General features: G+C 46.0%; 21 protein-coding genes. 15 read left to right on the top strand and 6 right to left on the bottom strand.

Translation table 11 applies throughout. The features are described from left to right. Positions 1–12 precede the first annotated feature (12 nt). Both DYP60_RS06980 and DYP60_RS06975 read right to left on the bottom strand, forming a co-directional pair. Positions 13–1,467, bottom strand: a complete 1,455-nt coding sequence (locus DYP60_RS06980) for a hypothetical protein (RefSeq protein WP_117330170.1) — start codon at positions 1,465–1,467, stop codon at positions 13–15. Positions 1,468–2,188: 721 nt separating this feature from the next. Continuing rightward, on the bottom strand, positions 2,189–2,461 hold the full coding sequence (locus DYP60_RS06975) for an RNA recognition motif domain-containing protein (RefSeq protein ID WP_117330168.1): 273 nt from the start codon (positions 2,459–2,461) through the stop codon (positions 2,189–2,191). A 321-nt stretch (positions 2,462–2,782) separates the two neighbouring features. On the opposite strand from DYP60_RS06975, the gene DYP60_RS06970 reads away from it, so the two are divergent. The 4 genes from DYP60_RS06970 to DYP60_RS14215 all read left to right on the top strand — a co-directional run bounded on the left by DYP60_RS06970 (position 2,783) and on the right by DYP60_RS14215 (position 6,918). After that, on the top strand, positions 2,783–3,175 hold the full coding sequence (locus DYP60_RS06970; RefSeq protein ID WP_117330167.1) for a (deoxy)nucleoside triphosphate pyrophosphohydrolase: 393 nt from the start codon (positions 2,783–2,785) through the stop codon (positions 3,173–3,175). After that, entirely contained in the window at positions 3,172–6,123 is a 2,952-nt protein-coding gene (locus tag DYP60_RS06965) for a DEAD/DEAH box helicase (protein WP_117330166.1), read from the top strand. Before DYP60_RS06970 ends, DYP60_RS06965 begins: the two co-directional genes overlap by 4 nt. A 135-nt stretch (positions 6,124–6,258) precedes the next feature. After that, the gene (locus DYP60_RS06960) at positions 6,259–6,666 is read left to right on the top strand and encodes a serine aminopeptidase domain-containing protein (protein ID WP_165849527.1); all 408 of its coding nucleotides are present in this window, start codon (positions 6,259–6,261) and stop codon (positions 6,664–6,666) included. An 84-nt stretch (positions 6,667–6,750) separates the two neighbouring features. Further along, on the top strand, positions 6,751–6,918 hold the full coding sequence (locus DYP60_RS14215; protein ID WP_160526114.1) for a hypothetical protein: 168 nt from the start codon (positions 6,751–6,753) through the stop codon (positions 6,916–6,918). A 58-nt stretch (positions 6,919–6,976) separates the two neighbouring features. Here DYP60_RS14215 and DYP60_RS06955 read toward each other — a convergent pair whose 3' ends face one another. After that, on the bottom strand, positions 6,977–8,296 hold the full coding sequence (locus tag DYP60_RS06955) for a COG3014 family protein (protein ID WP_117330164.1): 1,320 nt from the start codon (positions 8,294–8,296) through the stop codon (positions 6,977–6,979). A 178-nt stretch (positions 8,297–8,474) separates the two neighbouring features. Between DYP60_RS06955 and DYP60_RS06950 the strand changes: the two genes are divergently transcribed. The 8 genes from DYP60_RS06950 to DYP60_RS06915 all read left to right on the top strand — a co-directional run bounded on the left by DYP60_RS06950 (position 8,475) and on the right by DYP60_RS06915 (position 13,128). After that, positions 8,475–9,086, top strand: coding sequence for a penicillin-binding protein activator LpoB (locus tag DYP60_RS06950; RefSeq protein WP_117330163.1), 612 nt, complete (start codon positions 8,475–8,477; stop codon positions 9,084–9,086). A gap of 8 nt (positions 9,087–9,094) precedes the next feature. Continuing rightward, entirely contained in the window at positions 9,095–10,114 is a 1,020-nt protein-coding gene (locus DYP60_RS06945; RefSeq protein ID WP_117330162.1) for an LPP20 family lipoprotein, read from the top strand. A gap of 12 nt (positions 10,115–10,126) precedes the next feature. Beyond that, positions 10,127–10,711 carry a hypothetical protein gene (locus DYP60_RS06940; RefSeq protein ID WP_117330161.1) on the top strand — a complete coding sequence of 195 codons (585 nt, stop codon included), beginning with the start codon at positions 10,127–10,129 and terminating at the stop codon, positions 10,709–10,711. A gap of 2 nt (positions 10,712–10,713) precedes the next feature. Further along, a complete protein-coding gene (locus DYP60_RS06935; protein ID WP_117330160.1) occupies positions 10,714–11,169 on the top strand; it encodes a hypothetical protein in 456 nt (151 codons plus the stop codon). Between the two features lie 35 nt (positions 11,170–11,204). Beyond that, positions 11,205–11,417: a hypothetical protein gene (locus tag DYP60_RS06930; RefSeq protein WP_117330159.1), complete on the top strand. Its 213-nt coding sequence runs from the start codon at positions 11,205–11,207 to the stop codon at positions 11,415–11,417. A gap of 11 nt (positions 11,418–11,428) precedes the next feature. Further along, positions 11,429–11,995 (top strand): LPP20 family lipoprotein, encoded by a 567-nt coding sequence (locus DYP60_RS06925; RefSeq protein ID WP_117330158.1) that lies wholly within the window; start codon positions 11,429–11,431, stop codon positions 11,993–11,995. A gap of 108 nt (positions 11,996–12,103) precedes the next feature. Beyond that, the gene (locus DYP60_RS06920; protein ID WP_117330157.1) at positions 12,104–12,502 is read left to right on the top strand and encodes a rhodanese-like domain-containing protein; all 399 of its coding nucleotides are present in this window, start codon (positions 12,104–12,106) and stop codon (positions 12,500–12,502) included. 14 nt (positions 12,503–12,516) lie between these two features. Continuing rightward, complete coding sequence (locus DYP60_RS06915; protein WP_117330156.1) at positions 12,517–13,128, top strand: hypothetical protein; 612 nt, start codon at positions 12,517–12,519, stop codon at positions 13,126–13,128. 272 nt (positions 13,129–13,400) lie between these two features. Here the strand turns inward: DYP60_RS06915 and DYP60_RS06905 are convergent, their stop codons facing one another. Then, positions 13,401–14,162, bottom strand: coding sequence for a tryptophan-rich sensory protein (locus DYP60_RS06905; RefSeq protein WP_117330154.1), 762 nt, complete (start codon positions 14,160–14,162; stop codon positions 13,401–13,403). Positions 14,163–14,281: 119 nt separating this feature from the next. On the opposite strand from DYP60_RS06905, the gene mgrA reads away from it, so the two are divergent. From mgrA to DYP60_RS06890, 3 genes are read left to right on the top strand one after another with little or no spacing between them, the layout of a single operon-like run. Then, the gene (gene mgrA, locus DYP60_RS06900) at positions 14,282–15,307 is read left to right on the top strand and encodes an L-glyceraldehyde 3-phosphate reductase (RefSeq protein ID WP_117330153.1); all 1,026 of its coding nucleotides are present in this window, start codon (positions 14,282–14,284) and stop codon (positions 15,305–15,307) included. A gap of 55 nt (positions 15,308–15,362) precedes the next feature. After that, complete coding sequence (locus DYP60_RS06895; RefSeq protein ID WP_117330152.1) at positions 15,363–15,839, top strand: glutathione peroxidase; 477 nt, start codon at positions 15,363–15,365, stop codon at positions 15,837–15,839. After that, positions 15,839–16,315 (top strand): MarR family winged helix-turn-helix transcriptional regulator, encoded by a 477-nt coding sequence (locus DYP60_RS06890; protein ID WP_117330151.1) that lies wholly within the window; start codon positions 15,839–15,841, stop codon positions 16,313–16,315. Before DYP60_RS06895 ends, DYP60_RS06890 begins: the two co-directional genes overlap by 1 nt. Before the next feature lie 88 nt (positions 16,316–16,403). On the opposite strand, the gene DYP60_RS14685 is transcribed toward DYP60_RS06890, so the two are convergent. Both DYP60_RS14685 and pflA read right to left on the bottom strand, forming a co-directional pair. Next, a complete protein-coding gene (locus tag DYP60_RS14685) occupies positions 16,404–16,901 on the bottom strand; it encodes a hypothetical protein (protein WP_160526121.1) in 498 nt (165 codons plus the stop codon). 3 nt (positions 16,902–16,904) lie between these two features. Beyond that, a complete protein-coding gene (pflA, locus tag DYP60_RS06880) occupies positions 16,905–17,672 on the bottom strand; it encodes a pyruvate formate-lyase-activating protein (protein ID WP_117330149.1) in 768 nt (255 codons plus the stop codon). Between the last annotated feature and the right edge of the window lie 7 nt (positions 17,673–17,679).

The raw sequence follows: 17,679 nt of genomic DNA, 5'->3' as shown, positions 1-17,679 counted from the left end.
CTATTGATAGAATCAAGAGGGTGTAGTTGGTATTGTTGAATTTTTTGTAAAATCTATATTCGCTTCTGACGATGCTAACTCAACAGCTTCTCGGATATTCATTTTTGGAGGAGTTTCTTCCCAGTTTTTCAGATTCTGTACAAGCACACTATAGAAGGCCAGTACTAGTTTTTCATATTCTTCAATGAATTTTTTGTTTTGAGTAAATCGGGCTGCCAAATCTTTTTCATAACTGATTCTGACACTTTTGACATCACAATTTTTCGATTCCTCAAGAAGTTGCTCATATGAGGAATAGAGTTCCTTCGGATTTGCCATTCGACCTTTTACCATAGCATTTAGCCACAATCCAGATTCAATTGAAGAAAATGTTTTTTCATCTTTCAGTTTACAAGCATCAATCTGGCGTTTGAGCCAATTTAGCCGAGCAGAAGCAGTTTTCTTATCCTGGGGGATTCTAACCTCAACACAACAAACAACTCTTCTTGTGCCAAGATATGCTTGAACATTCAAAGTGGAGACAGCGTTCTTTATGCGAAATTGAGATTCAAGAATCTCTTTCTCGATAATTTGCCTTTTCTCTGCTTCTACTCGTTCTTGCATGGTTTTGTATTGTCTCTTATTACAATCAACCATAACTCCTAGTTTATCACTCATCTTTAGTGCAAGGTCTTGTTCTTCCTGGATCCAATCTTGGATAGCTACAGCCAAACATGGATTATTCTTGCTGAATTCTTTTCTGGCTCTAACACCCTCGACTAGCTCACTCCATTCCCTACTCATGCTATCGAATGTATTCACAGCAGCATTAGGGTGATTGAAAAAACTCATGACCTCTCTCATAATCTTTACTTGATCTGGATCACTTATGTTGAGATCATTATCAGTTAGAAGAATGCTTCCGAGAGTTATAATATATCGCCATGAAAAGTGATACAATGAAACGGAATTTGTGCGTTGGATTTCTACCGGATAGTCTGTCGGGCTGGGAACAAATTGATTTGAGATTGATACCAATCTAGGAATTTTTAATTCTTTTGCAAGGTTCAAGTAAGTATTTATCTGTCTACTGTTCACTTCTTGTGAACCCATTTTCATTTCGAAGAGAACTCCATCTTTGATTTTCCCGCCAGCAATTTGTAATAATAACCCATCGACCCTTAAGGGGCCTTTTTTGATGCTAGATTCATCATATATCGTTGTTTTTGGAAATGAGACTTCAGTATAGGCTTTCAGATACCCAATCCGAGAGAGTCCAATTTCCTTACAAAAAAGATTTCTGAATTCTTCGATCATAGTCAAAGATGATAAGAATACTGAAGCAAGACTTAGTTCATCGAGCTTCTTATATGTGGGAATCAAGTGAGCCTCTCTAAAGAGTATTTCTCTATCCTCTTTGCTTGCATTGAGCAAATTGGTAAAGTCTTTGATTGACATTCCAATGAGTTCAAGATTCTTACTTGCCATATCTGTACTCCTTAATAAGTATAACTCATTATAACACAATGAAATTACCAATTGTAAAAATATTTCTCACCATTAAATGATAGGTTCTTGAATGTCGTTTTAGTGAATAAATCCATATACTTGACGAATGCTCAAACAAATTGAAAGTCACCAGAAAAAGGCACAGCTGTGGATGTTTGGTAGAATATTAATGCGGTATTTTGTTGATAACATCTGGGAATAGAGGGCAATAGGAACGTGGACGGAAAATGTGTTGCCCCATTTGGAGTGATTTGCAACGTTAGTCTCAGATTTCGACGGAATAAGAACCGGAGGGCGGGGTGTAATGTTACAGGGGAAAAGCCTAACCATTGCAGTGTATACAGCATATGACATTACCCTAAGAAACGCTACCATGCTGAACTATTCAGCATTATTTGTGAACGTTTTCCACAGAAGGATTCAAAATCTAGGTCAACGATATTCATCAAATTGATGTGAAAGACCTGCTAAGAACATGCAACGATTACAAATTGTTGGTGTTAAGCAGTTCATGCGAAAAGTAATTGGGTTGTATATTCTGGAAGAATCTTTTCAACTACGTATTAAACCAAAAGTATTAGCAATCGATGGAAGCGATATTTTTTGGCCTTGTACTCTGATTTTCCTAATTTTGTATCATTGATCCAAAGGTACAAAAAAAGGAACCCCGAAGGGTTCCTGATTTGTACAAAGCAATAGCTTAGTAACGGTTGTAGCTCGGGCGGGGCTTTGCAATTGCCTCGTTTACACGAAGATTGCGGCCGCCAAAATCCTGACCGTCAAGCTGGCTGATAGCAGCAACTGCAGCAGAATCGTCTTCCATCTCTACGAAACCAAAGCCCTTGGGGCGACGGGTCTCGCGATCGATAATGATGTTTGCACTCAATACAGTGCCATACTGTGCGAACAGGTCACGAAGTTCCTCTTCGCTGGTGTTGTAACTCATGTTACCAACATAAATTTTCTTTGCCATTAAAAGCATCCTTTACAGGCCTTTAGCCTGTCTTAAAAAAGTATTTGCTCATTTTGGCGCAGTTTCGAACGTTTAACCTGTCTGCTGATGGGATTCAAATGAAGAACACGAACATAGAGAGGGTAAGGGACTAGCTGCAACGCAAAAAATCAAAGCAACTGCACACTACCATGGCCACGGGTGAATGTCAATCAACGTGCCACTGCAATTGAACATATTTTGCAAAATTGTAAGAGAAAATTCGTGCAATGGGTGAACAGCCTTCACTGAAAGTGTCTTTTCCCCTGGTCAAAAGCACGCTCTGCTGCTAGGATTATCTCCATGAAACAGATGGAAGTAGCCGCATTGGTATTGATCGAGGATAACCGTGTTTTTGCGGCCCAACGGAAGAACCAAGGAGCACTTGGAGGTATGTGGGAATTCCCTGGAGGTAAATTGGAAGCAGGTGAGACAGGACGCGAAGCACTGATAAGAGAAATCCAAGAAGAGCTTGGAGTCACTATTGAAGTACAACACTATCTTATCAAGGTGGAGCATCAGTATCCCGGGTTTTTCATCATCATGCATGCCTATAGGGGAAGTATACAGAAAGGAACAATACAGTTGCGTGAGCATCAGGCAAGCCGTTGGTTGCAGAAAGAAGAGTTATGGCAACTCGACTGGGCTGAGGCAGATATTCCCATCGTACAGAAAGTGGAACACTTGTTGTCATGAAGAACATGCAAGATGGTCGGCTGCTTGCAAGCCTCGAGACAAGCTTCCTTGATTCACGCCTTCCTTCTTCAGTGAGTCTACGTCCGCATTTGGTACTCAATGATCCGCCAAGGACAAAAGTCATGGAGACCCTGGAATGCGAACTTACTGCTTGCACCTCTTTCTCATTCAGTGTTGCGTTTATCACCAAGGGTGGTTTAGCGATGCTTTTACAGCCACTGTATGAAGCGCAAAGGAGGGGAGTGAAGGGGAAAATCCTTACGTCCGACTACCTCACCTTCACCGATCCAGATGCCCTCTCTTTTCTACTTGAACACTTTCCGTCCATTGAACTCAGGGTATACACCGAAAAAGCATTTCATACCAAGGGGTATCTCTTTACACGGGAACAGGCATATACGACCTTAGTCGTAGGAAGCTCCAATCTAACCCATGAGGCACTGGCCACCAACCAGGAGTGGAACTTGTTTCTCGTCAGTTCATCTGCTGGTAGTCTAGTTCAGCAGACTGAGGAGGCCTTTCTGAAAGCTTGGAATCATGCAGTGGAGGTGAGTCCTGCTTGGATTGCACACTATCGCAAGGTATATACAGCGCTGCATGCAAGCAAGCGTTTTGAGCCACTGCCACTTCCTTCTCTTCCTGCACTCCAGGAGCAAGATGTAAAAGAACATCTGGTACTGAATGCTATGCAGGTCCAAGCATTGAATGGACTCGATACACTTCGTGAGCAAGGAAAGGATAGGGCCTTGCTGATTTCAGCTACCGGTACCGGCAAGACAATTCTCTTGATCAAGGATGTAGAGCGGCTTCGCCCGAGAAGGTTCCTCTTTGTTGTGCACCGAGAGCAGATTGCTGAGGAGGCTCTTGCACGGTTCAAGGAACATCTTGGCCCTGATTTGTCGTGTGGTATTCTCTCGGGGGGGAACAAGGAAACAGATGCCTCCTATCTTTTTGCTACCGTCCAGACCTTGTCCAAAGATGAAGTCTTGTATACGTTTCCCCGGACCTGGTTTGACTATATTGCCATTGATGAAGTGCATCATGCAGGAGCTGAATCCTACCAGAAGGTCCTTGATCACTTTCAACCGGCATTTCTCCTGGGTATGACAGCAACCCCGTACCGCAATGATGACAGGGACATATTCCAACAATTCGACTATTCCGTTGCCTGTGAGATTCAGCTTAACCAAGCACTGGATGCTGGTATGCTGTGTCCTTTTCACTATTATGGGGTAACGGATTTTTCCATAGAGGGGCATGAGGATGTTCAATACAAAGATTTTGCCCGTTTGGAAAAGGTTGAGCAGGTGAGACATATCAACCAGATGCTCAACCGATACAGTATCGGTAGCAGGCGCGTACGTGGCTTGATTTTCTGCAGTCGGAACAAGGATGCTGAATTCCTGGCACAGGCACTGAGTGGATTGGGAAGAAAAGCATTGGCTCTCTCAGGTAAGGATACCCAAGAGGCGAGGGAAGCGGCCTTTCTGCGGTTGGAGAAGGAAACGGGAGGGGATGCACTGGAGTATCTGGTGACAGTGGATATTTTCAATGAAGGGGTGGACATTCCTTCCTTGAATCAGGTGGTGATGCTCAGACCAACGCAGTCGGCAATTATCTTTGTACAGCAGTTGGGGAGAGGACTCAGGAAGTACCCTGGAAAGGAATTCCTTACTGTAATAGATTTTATTGGAAATCATGCAAACAATTATATGATACCCATTGCTCTCTTTGGGGATAGAACTTATCGTAAGGATACCCTTCGAATGCTGTTAAGTGAAGGTTCCACAGCCTTGAGTGGACCATCGACCATACAGTTTGATTCAGTGGCCAAAGGAAGAATTTTTGATGCAATCAATCGGGTTTCCTTCAACAATAAGACGTTGCTTGGACAAGAATATACGAATTTGAAGCAACGGCTGGGAAGGATACCCAAGCTTGTTGATTTTCTCACGATGGGATCTCTCTCACCTATCGTCATCCTTGAGTATGCTGGAACGTATGCTCAGTTCAAGGGAAAAGTGGAAAAGCAGTATTTGACCACACTTACTGAGCTTCACTGTAAGAGCCTGTATTTTCTCGGGAAGATCCTTGCCAGGGGAGTGAGGATCCAGGAGACGTGTATTCTCGCCATCCTTCTGGAACATGAAGGGGAGGTCTCTTACACACAGTTGCCTAGGTTGATTCAGGAATCCTATGGGTTTATCCCGACAAACCAATCCATAAAATCGGCACTCAGAATTCTGACCAACCAATTCTTCCAGGAACGACACAAGGAGCCATTTGGCTCTCTCTCCTATGTGACATTGACGAAAGGGGGGATAAGGATGAGTCCATCCTTCTCAGACCTGTTGGAGAATGGTGAGTATCGAAGTGAACTTGCAGATCTTCTCGAAGTCAGCAAGTACTCCTATCTCAATGATTTTGCTGAGCGTCGTGGTGCTCATGACCTGGTGCTCTACCAGAAGTACAGCCGTCAGGAAGTGTGTCGGCTACTGGGATGGGAGAAGGATGAGGCCAATACCATCTATGGATACAAGGTTGACTACAAGCATCGTATGTGCCCCATCTTTGTCACCTACCACAAGGATTCCAAAACCATTGATCCCGGAATTGATTACCGGGATAGATTTCTCTCCCCTGAACAATTTGTCTGGGAGACCCGAAACAATGTACACCTCGATTCTAAGGAAGTGAGAGCGATTCGGGGGGAGATGGGGCCAATTGAGATTTTGCTTTTTGTGCAGAAGAGCAATGATGAGGGCCGTTCCTTCTACTACCTCGGCCCGCTTACCTTTCTTCGCAATGCACCCAGTTCAAAGATGAATGGGAAAGGAAAGCATCTTCCTGTGGTGATGATGCGGTTTGCTCTCGTTCATCCTGTTCCCCAGAGTCTTTACTCCTATATTCTGGAATTAGTGGAGCGTTCATCACAAACCATTGCATAGCGTTCGTTTCTGCTTGTTCTTATCGAATTCATGGATAATACTGTGCCCTGGTAAGCGACCAGAGAGGGCACCGACTTGCCGCTCTTTTTGCTTGGTCACTCCTTTGGCCCAATGGCCGTCTCTACATTGGTTCCTATGACCATGAAATTGCTGTTCACACCCCATGGCCATGGTATGATTTCCACCAAGCATACCACCTCAGCCAACTTGAAATGGGTCTGTTCGAATCCAGAGGTTGTGAAAGAACGGCTCCATGACCCATACAGGAAGAACCTCAAGTACCAACTGCACCATTTTGATGCACTGCATCGTCTCCATGATTGGTCCTCCTTTCATCCGACCAAGAGCAACCTTCCCATTCTCTCAAGTACGGGAAAGGATGACCCGATACCGAGAGGAGCGCGAGGCCTGTCTGATACTGAACGATCCTTGAAGCGAATTGGGTACCATCGTATCTCTTGTGTTGTGTTTGAAGGAATGAGACATGATGTGGTGTTCAATCAGATCAAGGAGTTTTTGCTTGCAGGGACAGAACACACTTGACGATTTTCGCCTGTAGTATGATGGTTATAGATGAGGAATGGTTTTTACCTCAATTGGTTTTTCGTTAGAAAGGAGCGATTGACTATGAGAAGGCATGCAAGAGAAACAATCAGACGGCCCAGAGATTTTGAAACAGATTTCGAATGGGATATTGACGAGAAGAAACAGCAACACAAGGATTCTCAAAAGCCCAATGGCTATGATTTGGGTGATGATGATCGGTACGAAAGCGATGAGGATAAGGATACATAGGAATCTCCTCTTGCTATGTCCACTACGCTTCCTCATTTCCAGGAAGCGTATTTCTTTATCAACGGGGAGAGTATGCTTCTGCTAGATGCAAAGTTCCTGCCTGCACTTGGATTGTTTTTTCCGAGCTACGGTGAAGTACTTGGTTGGAGGCGTTCAGAAACTCGGTGGTAATGGTGTAGGTCCCTTCTGGGAGGTCCACATATCCCACCCATGCATCAGACGGAAGGAAGTGAGTGCTGCGTACATCAGCACTCTCTGTAACATTTTGAGCGATGCGGAAGATTATACCGAGAAGTTCTTCCTCTGCAGTTACGTTGTCATCCTGCGCAGCATAATCGTCATAGAGGGCGATCCCCACTGATTTTGCCATTGCTCGCGTGATTGCTTTCATTTTGATCAATTCACTCTTCATTCTAAAAGTATCGATGGCAATATTGCTGATCGACTCAATCTTTTGCAGGGGAAATACCCCCTGCCCCTCGATGGAGACCCGCACAGCCTCTACTTGGGAGGCAACCCCTACAAGGACGGGGTAGGCAATCTTGGCCCTGTTATACCTAGAAATATACACCCTCTCAACACGTTCTTCCTTCAACGGTGATTGTCCGCTGAAAGAGACCAGTTGGACCCTTCCTTTTTCTTTTGGGAATGGATCTTTCTCAATTGCAACTACAGAAGGTATAGGGAAGGGATAGAGTGATGGCTGGGAGGAAAATGCATGATGTACTTGGTCGATTGCATAGTGCAGGGTATTCTCTTCCCCCAGGAATTGAGCTACCGACGCACTCAAGTAATTGGAGAGTGCGCTCGTGGAGAATGCTGTTGCATAGGTCTGGATTGCTGGTGTGTCCAACCCCTCATTCCTTGCATATTCAGATACCTGTTTTTCATACTGTTCATATTTTTGCCGTAAAAATGTCTGTTTCTCAATACTCCGGTTGAGCTCTACCAATGCTGCTTCAGTTTCCCCAAGATGCATATAATTCAAGGCTTTGAAGACATTGAGATACATGTCTTCATATGCTTCCCCTTGGTAGGCTTTGGTGTTGTCATTTACAAGGAATGAAGCGATATTTCCTGAAACACTCTCAGTGTATGATTCCCAGATGAGTCGTTCGGATTCATTGAAGTACGTATTGGATTCCTTATAATTCCCACTCAGATGTGCAAGGATGCCAAGGTCATAGTTGACGATAATTGGGCCTTGCTTCTTGAGAAGGGAAGGGGATTCCAGGAGAAGGCTTTCATATGCTCCTTGATACTGTGCACCCTTGTAGAGTGACTGGGTTGCTGAAAGATCCATGAAGGATGTACACCCACTGAGCATAAGAAGGAGAGGAAAAAGCAACCCAATTGCTACACTCTTGCAGTATTTCATTACATCCTTCCTCTTCCTGTATGGGCACAATGTAGCATTTGGCTATGCGTGGCGCAATAATGAATCGCTAAAAAAATGGAGAATACATCACTTTTCCTGCCTTTAATTTCTACACAAGCAATGTGGAGTCTGTTACACTGTTCGCATATACCGACTTGGAATGTGAAGGAGATTTGTGATGAAACGTCTAAGCCTCTCCGGTTTTTCTCTGGTGCTGTTCTCTGTACTCTTGCTCTCATGTCAGTCTCCCGTATCGGTCAGTCGTATTAGTGCAGACACCGATATAGACTTGAGCGGAAACTGGAACGACACCGATATTCGTATTGTGGCGGAGGCACTGGTGGACTCCAGTTTATCCTCTCCATGGATTACGCAGTACAAGATGGCACATCCTGGAGACAATCCTGTGGTCATTGTAGGAACATTCCTCAACCGCAGCAGTGAGCATATCGATACTTCAATTATTGCAAAACGGTATGAAATGGCTCTCATCAACTCAGGAAAGGTGGATATGGTTGCTGATCAGAGTTTCCGTGCTTCGGTGAGGGAAGAGCGGGAGGAGCAGCAGTTTTTTGCCAGCGAGGAGACAGCGAAAGCCCTCGGTAAAGAGATTGGGGCTGACTACCTCCTGCAAGGATCAGTGAGAACCAATCTTGACCAGAGCGGGGGTCAGATGGTCAGGACCTACTATGTTTCAGCAGAATTGATTGACATCGAGACCAACAAGAAAGTATGGGTTGGAGAAGAGACAATCAAGAAGCTCATCAAGCAGAGTAAGTACAAGCTGTAGGAGGGTACATGAGACACTATCTTGTGGTACCAGTATTGCTTGTATTGATCATGGGTATCTCCTGTACCTCCTTAGGATCCTCCAAGGTTCCTCCTTCCTGGATCGACCACCCTTATGATGCCGCCTATGATGAGGATACCTACCTCTGTGCGGTAGGTTCTGGTTCTACACGGCAAGAAGCTGTTGATGCAGCACTCTCCAGTTTGTCTCAGATTTTCAATGCCCAAGTTCGCTCAGTTACTGAAGTCAGCAGTCTTTCTACAGCAGCTACTGATGCACTGGGGAATGTAACCTTTACAGAAGCTTCTGAAATGATGGAGCTTGGCAGTATTACCAGTAAAACTGATCAGATTATTGGCTCTGAAGTCGTTAATGTCTACACTGACGACCTTGGAAGAGTTCATGCACGTGTTGCACTCCATCGTGAGCGTACTGCTTCTCTTTACCAGAAACAAATTACTGAGTTGGGCAGTTCCATTGCTCAACTGAGGCTTCGCTCAGCTTCTGCTGATACCTTGCTTGGAGAGTACGTACTACTCCGTGAAACACGGGATTTGGCAAAGCAACAGCAGGCTTTGTATGACCAGTTGCAGGTTTTGCTCAGGCAACCACAAATGCAGGTGCTTGCACCCATCGATCGTGCCTTGTCAGCGTTGGCCCGGGAAATTACCATTGCAGTGGAGCTTCCCGAGCGTGGAAGTGCTGCTCCAGTGCTCAAAGCAGCATTTGAACAGGGGTTGCAAGAGTGGGGATTTGCTACAGGTGCACAGAACCCCTATGCCGTACTGGAAGTCTGGTACACCGTAGAACCAATCATGATGAAGGGCAGTCCGTATGCCTATGCCCGTTATGCGTTAGCTGTCCAGCTGAAGGACAGCAAGCAGGTGTATGTCTCCTATGAAAAGGCAGAGAGAGTAGCAGCTATGTCTGAGAGGGATGCCCTTGCAAAGGCGTTGAAAGCTGCGAGTTCATCTGGTGTTGATGGATTTTTCACCCTGATGCTGGAAACGCTTGGGGATGAAACATAGTTGGAGGATGCTATGAAAAAGATGCTAACGATTCTGGTGCTCGTACTGCTTGCACTCGCTATGACCGGTTGTGCCACCGCAAAGGTTGCCGAGCCGGTTGAACCTGAGCGTCCAGTCATAATTGGAGCCGAAGGTATCCCGCAGCCGGATTGGGTCTATAAGACTGTTTCAACCCAAGACATGCATTTTGAGACTGGATACGGCAAGATGAGTGATAAGCAGAACTCAATCAAACGTGCTACCGTTGAGGCAAAGAACAAGATTGCCGCTTGGATCAGCACACAGGTCAAGGAAGTTGTGGTCACCTATATCAACGACGCAGGCAGCGGTGATGATCGCCAAGCACTCGATGCAATGGAAGTGATCAGCCAGCAGGTAGCAGAGGCAACCCTCTCAGGTGTCAGTACCGAAGATATCTGGGTTGATGCAGAAAATGGGGTCTGGGTACTCTGTTCCATTCCCATTGCCAACATCGAGCAGAATTTTGAGCCAGCATCGGAAGCCGTGGCAGAAGCCTTTGTCGAGAGTGAAGCAGCCGAGGCCGCCAACACCAAGATGAAAGAAGCGTTCGCCAATTTGCTGAAGGGAGCTAACTGAGTTTGTCAGTACCCAAACATGTAGTGGCTCTCAGTTTACTGATGGTGTTGTTCTGCTTTGGTTGCACTACCACCAGTGTCTCAAGACCAGAGGATGATTCGCTCTCTTATCCGTCCAATGTGTATGTGTGGCTTTCTGGTCCCTATTCCACCCAAGAGAGAATGGTACGTGAGGCAATCATTTCAGTTGCAAGGTCCATGCATGTCAAGCAGGCCCTTGCGCTGGATAGTAGGCTGGTGACTTTGTATCGCTCAGACAAGGGTTTGCAATCCTTTGCAATGGATGAATCGGCCTTCTTTGGTGATACAGCAATGGCTGGAACTATCAGTCAACTAGAAATTCTCGATATTCACTTTGACCCTGGTGCAGGTGCCGTCATGGTGATGAAGAATACTCAGGAAGACCAAGAAGCTCGAGTATATGAGAGTGAATACAGCCAAGAAGGCAACGCCTCCTGAGTCCTTGGCTTGCCCTGGGGTATTGATACCTTTCATTGGAGGCAGCAGATTTTGCTGCCGCTCAAAATCTTCTCGATTTGAAGACTGAACACGCTTATTCAATCGAGAATGTGACAACAGAGAACGGGCAGATGAAGCGCTCGCTCTACCAGGCTCAGCGTGGCTTACTCCAGGGGGTTACCATCATAGCCTATTACTATGAGAAGAAAACTGATACCTATTGGAGCCTTGCCGCCTGTCTGGAATAAGGAACATTGCTATGAAACGAATCATGTTGGTAAGCCTTTTGTGCATCCTGCTTGCAGCTTCGTGTGCGATTACCCCGAAAACCAATGCAGATGGATCCCCGTACTGGACTACACACCCTCCAAAGAGCACCCGTTCCCTGCACTACGAGGTAGGGGCAGCAAAACAGTCCACACAGCAACTCAGTAAAATGCGAGCCGAGTCAGCCGCCCGGGATGCAATCGGTCGATGGGCGTCAACCACTGTAGATAATGCCCTTGTCACCTTTGTAGAGGAGTCTGGAGAAGTGTTGAGGAGCAAACAGATGCTGGAGGTCCTCCAGAACCTCAGTGTGCAGACGGTGAGCATTGCCTTACGGGGTGTCTCTATTGAGGAGTATTACAACGCCCCTGATGGAACGGTCTATGTCCTTGCTTCCTATCCGGTAAAGAATTTGAAAGATGCCTACAAACAACAGGCAGAGAAGCTGGAACGACAGTATGAACTGGAAAAAGCCAGTGCCGAGAGTGATCTGATCAAAGCTGAGGTCTTGCTTTCTTATCTTGATGCACTCTTGGAAGAGGAAATCTCAGAAGAGTAGTTTCTCATCTCATCAATTGTGGGTCAGAGGGAATATTCTTTCTGGCCTTCTCTTTGTCTTGACGTTGCGTTGTGTTTTCGGCATCTTGAGTATAGGAGAACCTAGTAAATGAGTAAGATATTGATTATAGTCCTTATCCTTCTTGTCCTCGTGGTAGGGGTGATTTGGAAAACACGACAGCCAAATGCAAAAACCGGCTCATATGAAAAGATTACGGCGGAAGCTGCCTTTTCCATGATGCAGGAACAGCAAGACCTAGTCATTGTTGATGTACGTACACCAGGGGAGTATGCTGACGGACACATCCAAGGAGCTATCAATGTTCCCTTACAGTCGATTGAAGCGGGAGATCTTTCCTTGATTCCTGATACTGGACAGACTCTGCTTGTCTACTGCAGGAGTGGTTCACGGAGTGCCTCTGCTTCCAAAGCGTTGGCCAGGCAGGGATACACAGCGGTGTATGATTTCGGCGGCATTATCAATTGGCCGTATGGAACTGTCAGATAGGAGGAGTCACTGTAATGTCATCGTTACTATCTCTCAAGCATCCCGAATATCTGCATATTCATTCGGGAGATACATTATATTATGGAGCTGACCAAGAGTGGTTTCCCCTGTCATGGCAGAGACGGGCGGGATGTGGTCCAACAACTGCAACCCATCTTGTGTTGTACAATCTTGGAAAGCATAAAGGAGAGCCAGCAGCAGCTGCTCAAGACCAGGCGGTTGCCTTGATGCAACAGCTTTGGACTCATGTGACTCCAACCTTGATGGGAGTTCATTTAGTGAGTCAGTTTACCAAGGGGCTTTCTTCAGCACTTACTGAACAGCATATCAATGGGGAGGTCGTAGGCTTTTCTCTTCCCAAAGCAAAGGAGGCGCGTCCTCCATTCCCGGAGGTGTTGAATTTTATCAAGGAAAGCCTTTCTTTAGATCAGCCGGTTGCATTTCTCAATCTCCATCATGGAGATGTCATGAATCTTGACTCCTGGCACTGGGTTACCATCGTAGCGTTGGATGCAGATTCTGGCTTGATACATGTGTATGATGGGGGAAAAAAGTGGGCCATTGATTTGGCGCTCTGGTATAAGACTACCCCTCGAGCAGGTGGTTTCGCCTCTATAAGGGGCTGAGTATCCACTTGTGGGTCGACCTCAGGTTTCTTTTAGTGCTACTGCAATTTGAGTTTTATGCGTATATGCCCAAATACTGGAGCATGAGGGAAAGTCTCCCATTGGCCATACAGGTAGAAACAAGAAAGATCCTTATCGTAAATTTTTCTCGAGCGTCAGAAGAGGAAGTACACTGTTTTGTTGACACTTTCCGAGCCTTCCCCTTCATCATAGACAGAAAAACAGCATTATCTCCAAAGTTCAGGAGCATTGCCCTCCATCCTTGCTCTGCATCATGCAGAAGGTTGTTTTTTTTGCAGGATTAACACACCAAACGAGATGCTAAACGCAGTAAGCCCAATCGCTACAACAACCAAGATCAATGGATAGTTGCCGTTGAATCCTTCCTGGGAGGTGTGTTTGATCAATATACCGGTGTATGCCCAGATCAAGGTGAGCAAGTAGGCTGGTTCACGCCGACGGAATGCCCAGGAAAGAGCAATTAGAATACCCACGACAAGGACGATTGCTGTCCAAGTCATTTCACTGATTCCCCAACCAGACCAACCAATCGAGACAAGGAAGGTGGTGACATTTGCAATCGTTGCTACGGTTATCCAACCCAGATAGACCGAGAAAGGTACCGTGAGTGCCCAGTAGGATTGTCTGTCCATGGATTTTAGGTCAATCAAATCATTGATTCTAATCAAGCACACTAAGAGTACGAGCATTAAGAGCAGCGAAAGTCCAATTTTCTGATAGTGCCAGGAGAAAAGCCAACCTATATTGACCACACTTGAGATGGAAAAAATAATTTGGATACGCTCATTTCCCTTCCTGAACTGGTAAATGGTGTGCAATGCGAGCAAAAGATAGATGACCCCCCAGATGGAAAATGTGATACCTGCCGGTGCAAACAGATTCGGGTACGAATCAGAAACCTCACCGGTACCCATACCACCGATGGGAAGTATATTCGCCAATGCATTTACAGCAATCATTGCAATATACGTGAGTGCAACGATAAAAGCCAAGCTATTTGAACGTGTACTCATAGAAGCCTCCCTTTTGTCAGTTAGTCTTTAGTGTAGAGTAAGGAAGTTAATACGTCAAAAGAAAAGGATATAGATTTACATCCATATCGGATATACTATAAGACAAGTAGGAGGAATGTATGTATACACCGAAACCAGAACGATACGATTCCATGAAATACAACCGCTGTGGAAAAAGCGGTTTGCAGTTACCGGCCATCTCCTTGGGGCTCTGGCACAACTTTGGGGACCAGACGTCCCTCTCCAATGCAAGAAAGATGCTACACACTGCGTTTGATCTTGGCATCACGCATTTTGATCTGGCAAACAACTATGGGCCGCCTCCAGGGTCAGCAGAGCTGAATTTTGGTAAACTGTTTGCCCAGGATTTTCGCTCTCATCGGGATGAGCTGATCATCTCCAGTAAAGCAGGCTATCTGATGTGGCCAGGTCCCTATGGGGAGTGGGGGAGCAGGAAGTACCTCCTCAGTAGTCTTGATGCTTCCTTGAAGCGGATGGGTTTGGAATATGTCGATATTTTCTATAGTCACCGGTATGACCCAGATACCCCTCTTGAAGAGACCATGGGAGCTCTCGCTTCTGCATATAAGATGGGCAAGTGCCTGTATGTCGGGATTTCTTCCTATTCCGCAGAAAAAACAAGGGAAGCTCATGCCATCCTGAAGGATATGGGGGTACCGCTACTGATCCATCAACCATCCTACTCGATGCTAAACCGTTGGGTGGAGGAATCATTACTTTCCACACTGGATGAGCTAGGAGTCGGAGCCATTTGTTTCTCTCCTCTTGCACAGGGGATGCTTACCGACAAGTACTTGGGAGACATTCCCGAAGATAGCAGAGCGGCTCGAAAAGGTAGTTCTCTCAGCCAGCAGATGTTGACCAAGGAAAATCTTGATAATATCAAATCTCTCAACGCTATCGCTCAGGAGCGTGGACAAAGCCTTGCCCAGATGGCACTTGCTTGGTGTATGAGACGCAAAGAGATTACCAGTGTACTTATCGGCGCCAGTTCTCCTGAACAAATCAAGGAAAATGTAGAAACTTTGAATAATCTGGAATTTAGTGATGAAGAACTTAAACGGATTGATTCCTTTGCAAAGGAAGGAAATATAAATCTTTGGGCAGAGTCCAGCAACAATTGACATTTATATAGGCTTCAGTTATATTGTATCCAACTTAATTAGGAGAAACGAGTCTATGGCTACAGTATACGATTTCAAAGCCGTGAAGAATGATCAGAGTGAGTTTGACTTTTCCCAACTGAAGGGGAAGACCCTGCTGATTGTGAACACCGCAAGTAAGTGTGGGTTTACCCCTCAGTATGAAGAGCTCGAGAAACTTCATCAACAGTACAAGGACCGATCACTTGTAGTGATCGGGTTTCCTTGTGACCAATTTGCTCATCAAGAGCCGGGTAGTGATGCAGACATCCAAGCATTCTGTACCCTCAATTATGGTGTGACCTTTCCTCTGATGAGTAAGATCAATGTTAATGGAAAGGAAGCCCACCCCCTCTTTACTTGGCTGAAAAAACAAGCTCCAGGAGCTTTTGGTGGGACAGTAAAATGGAACTTCACCAAGTTTTTGGTGGAGAAGGATGGGGTAACGGTACATCGGTATGCCCCTAAAGATTCTCCCCTTACCATCATCCCGAAACTAGAGGAGGTGCTGTGATGGCTTATCCACAACTGCTGCTTTCGAACCAGCTTTGTTTTCGTTTCTATGCCTTGGAGCGGGAATTGATGGCTGCGTATCGTCCTTTGCTTACTCATCTGGGTCTCACCTATTCCCAGTACATCACCATGCTCTATCTCTGGGAACACGAGGAAGGAACGGTAGGTGAACTCTGTACGGCGCTCAGTCTCGACACAGGAACAATGAGTCCTCTCCTAAAAAGGCTGGAAACCTCCGGTATGATCGAGAGACATCGTCTTCCAAGTGATGAGCGAACTGTGATGGTTCAACTTACTGAGAAGGGAAGGGAGCTGGAACAGAAGGCTGTCTCCGTTCCAGATCATATTGCTTCCTGCTTGCTTTCCGATGACAAAAGTGAACAGGGGAGAAGATATCAAGTACTTAAAGAAATGCTGGATGAGACGCTCTCACAACTAAAGAAGTCCCGCAATGAGCGGGAACAGGGAAGGCAATGAATGAAACGGAATGGCTTGCTTTCCTTGGGCGGTATGCTTGCAATGCTCCTCCTTTGGATAGGGTAACTCCCTTGATCTCGAACGCTATCTAGGAGATTGGTATGTAGTTGATTGCTCCCAACACTGCTTTGAAAAGATCCTGGTTGCGGCAAAAGCTGGCTATTCTCTTAGTCATTTGAAAGTCAGGTTTTTCGGACTCTTTACCTCCGACTATCTTGTATTTGGATTGGCTGAAGCGGAATACCCGTGGGCTCTGGTTTCTCTCCCGTACCCCAAGGTGAGTGATACTACGCTTGCAACCTTGAAGGCTATTGCCGAAGAACAGGGATATGATAGGGAACAACTCTTTCTGGTTCCCCAGAAAGAGCGTTGATAGTAGATGATTCGTTTTCGTTGGGAAGGCACTCCTGTTGGGTTGCCTTCCTGTTTTATTCCCCAACGGAGCGAGAGGAAAGGGATCAGCAGGAAGGTTCCTTTCTGGAGCGAGTGCCGGGAAAGCAAGGTGAGATACCCCGTCCCTTGGGGCGGAAAAGGAGGCAACGCCTCCTGAGTCCAGGGCTTGCCCTGAGGTATTGATACCTTTCATTGTCTAGCCAGCCTTATTCCGTGACTGCTCCTCTTTGTAGGATGTCATCAGAACCGAAAGCCCCTGTTTCTCGAAAATGGAGCGAGCCATGGTGAGCTCTTCTCTGGTAGGCTCTTTCACATCTGACAGTGAGTAGGCAAGATGCAACTGTTCCCATTTGTACTGTCCCATGCGATGGTAGGGAAGCAACTCCACCTGCTCAATGCAACTGAAAGAGGAGAGGAAGGAGGCTAGGTCTTCCAGTTTTTTCTCTTCCAATGTCCAAGAAGGAACCAGTACATGGCGTAACCAGACCCTCTTGTTGATGTTCTGTAGATAGGAGAGTGTTGCCAGGGTATTTGCGTTTCCCATACCGGTTAGACTGAAGCAGAGTTTGTCATCCAGGCTCTTGATATCGAGCAAGACCATATCCACTGCATCCAGTACCGGCCTTGAGATTTCCAAAGGAACGCTTCCTGCAGTATCCAGCGCAGTGTGGATTCCCGCTTGTTTCAATCGGTTTATGAGCTCCAGGGAGAACGCTGGTTGCCTCAGAGGCTCCCCTCCACTGAGGGTCACTCCTCCGTTTTTGATGAAGTTCTTGTAGCTGAGGATATCATCCACCACTTCATCAACACTCTGAAGAGTTCCTCCCTTCATATTCCACGTATCTGGGTTGTGGCAGTAGCGGCAACGCAGGGAGCATCCCTGCAAAAATACAACATACCTGAGCCCTGGTCCGTCCAGCGTTCCGAAGCTCTCAACACTGTGTATATTTCCCTGTATGCTCATAGTTGAC

Origin of the sequence: Sphaerochaeta halotolerans (assembly GCF_003429665.1) — a bacterium.
Lineage (GTDB): Bacteria > Spirochaetota > Spirochaetia > Sphaerochaetales > Sphaerochaetaceae > Sphaerochaeta > Sphaerochaeta halotolerans.
The sequence above is the reverse complement of the archived record's forward strand: the minus strand, read 5'-3'. Positions and strand labels throughout refer to the sequence as shown.

Bases quoted from the DNA above. Each gene is read 5' to 3' on its own strand.
- DYP60_RS06895 (WP_117330152.1), top strand. From the start codon at position 15,363: ATGGCTACAGTATACGATTTCAAAGCCGTGAAGAATGATCAGAGTGAG.
- DYP60_RS06905 (WP_117330154.1), bottom strand. From the start codon at position 14,162: ATGAGTACACGTTCAAATAGCTTGGCTTTTATCGTTGCACTCACGTAT.
- DYP60_RS06970 (WP_117330167.1), top strand. From the start codon at position 2,783: ATGAAACAGATGGAAGTAGCCGCATTGGTATTGATCGAGGATAACCGT.
- DYP60_RS06955 (WP_117330164.1), bottom strand. From the start codon at position 8,296: ATGAAATACTGCAAGAGTGTAGCAATTGGGTTGCTTTTTCCTCTCCTT.
- pflA (WP_117330149.1), bottom strand. From the start codon at position 17,672: ATGAGCATACAGGGAAATATACACAGTGTTGAGAGCTTCGGAACGCTG.
- DYP60_RS06890 (WP_117330151.1), top strand. From the start codon at position 15,839: ATGGCTTATCCACAACTGCTGCTTTCGAACCAGCTTTGTTTTCGTTTC.
- DYP60_RS06975 (WP_117330168.1), bottom strand. From the start codon at position 2,461: ATGGCAAAGAAAATTTATGTTGGTAACATGAGTTACAACACCAGCGAA.
- DYP60_RS06950 (WP_117330163.1), top strand. From the start codon at position 8,475: ATGAAACGTCTAAGCCTCTCCGGTTTTTCTCTGGTGCTGTTCTCTGTA.
- DYP60_RS14215 (WP_160526114.1), top strand. From the start codon at position 6,751: ATGAGAAGGCATGCAAGAGAAACAATCAGACGGCCCAGAGATTTTGAA.
- DYP60_RS06925 (WP_117330158.1), top strand. From the start codon at position 11,429: ATGAAACGAATCATGTTGGTAAGCCTTTTGTGCATCCTGCTTGCAGCT.
- DYP60_RS06965 (WP_117330166.1), top strand. From the start codon at position 3,172: ATGAAGAACATGCAAGATGGTCGGCTGCTTGCAAGCCTCGAGACAAGC.
- DYP60_RS06980 (WP_117330170.1), bottom strand. From the start codon at position 1,467: ATGGCAAGTAAGAATCTTGAACTCATTGGAATGTCAATCAAAGACTTT.
- DYP60_RS06960 (WP_165849527.1), top strand. From the start codon at position 6,259: ATGACCATGAAATTGCTGTTCACACCCCATGGCCATGGTATGATTTCC.
- DYP60_RS14685 (WP_160526121.1), bottom strand. From the start codon at position 16,901: ATGAAAGGTATCAATACCTCAGGGCAAGCCCTGGACTCAGGAGGCGTT.
- DYP60_RS06945 (WP_117330162.1), top strand. From the start codon at position 9,095: ATGAGACACTATCTTGTGGTACCAGTATTGCTTGTATTGATCATGGGT.
- DYP60_RS06915 (WP_117330156.1), top strand. From the start codon at position 12,517: ATGTCATCGTTACTATCTCTCAAGCATCCCGAATATCTGCATATTCAT.
- DYP60_RS06920 (WP_117330157.1), top strand. From the start codon at position 12,104: ATGAGTAAGATATTGATTATAGTCCTTATCCTTCTTGTCCTCGTGGTA.
- mgrA (WP_117330153.1), top strand. From the start codon at position 14,282: ATGTATACACCGAAACCAGAACGATACGATTCCATGAAATACAACCGC.
- DYP60_RS06940 (WP_117330161.1), top strand. From the start codon at position 10,127: ATGAAAAAGATGCTAACGATTCTGGTGCTCGTACTGCTTGCACTCGCT.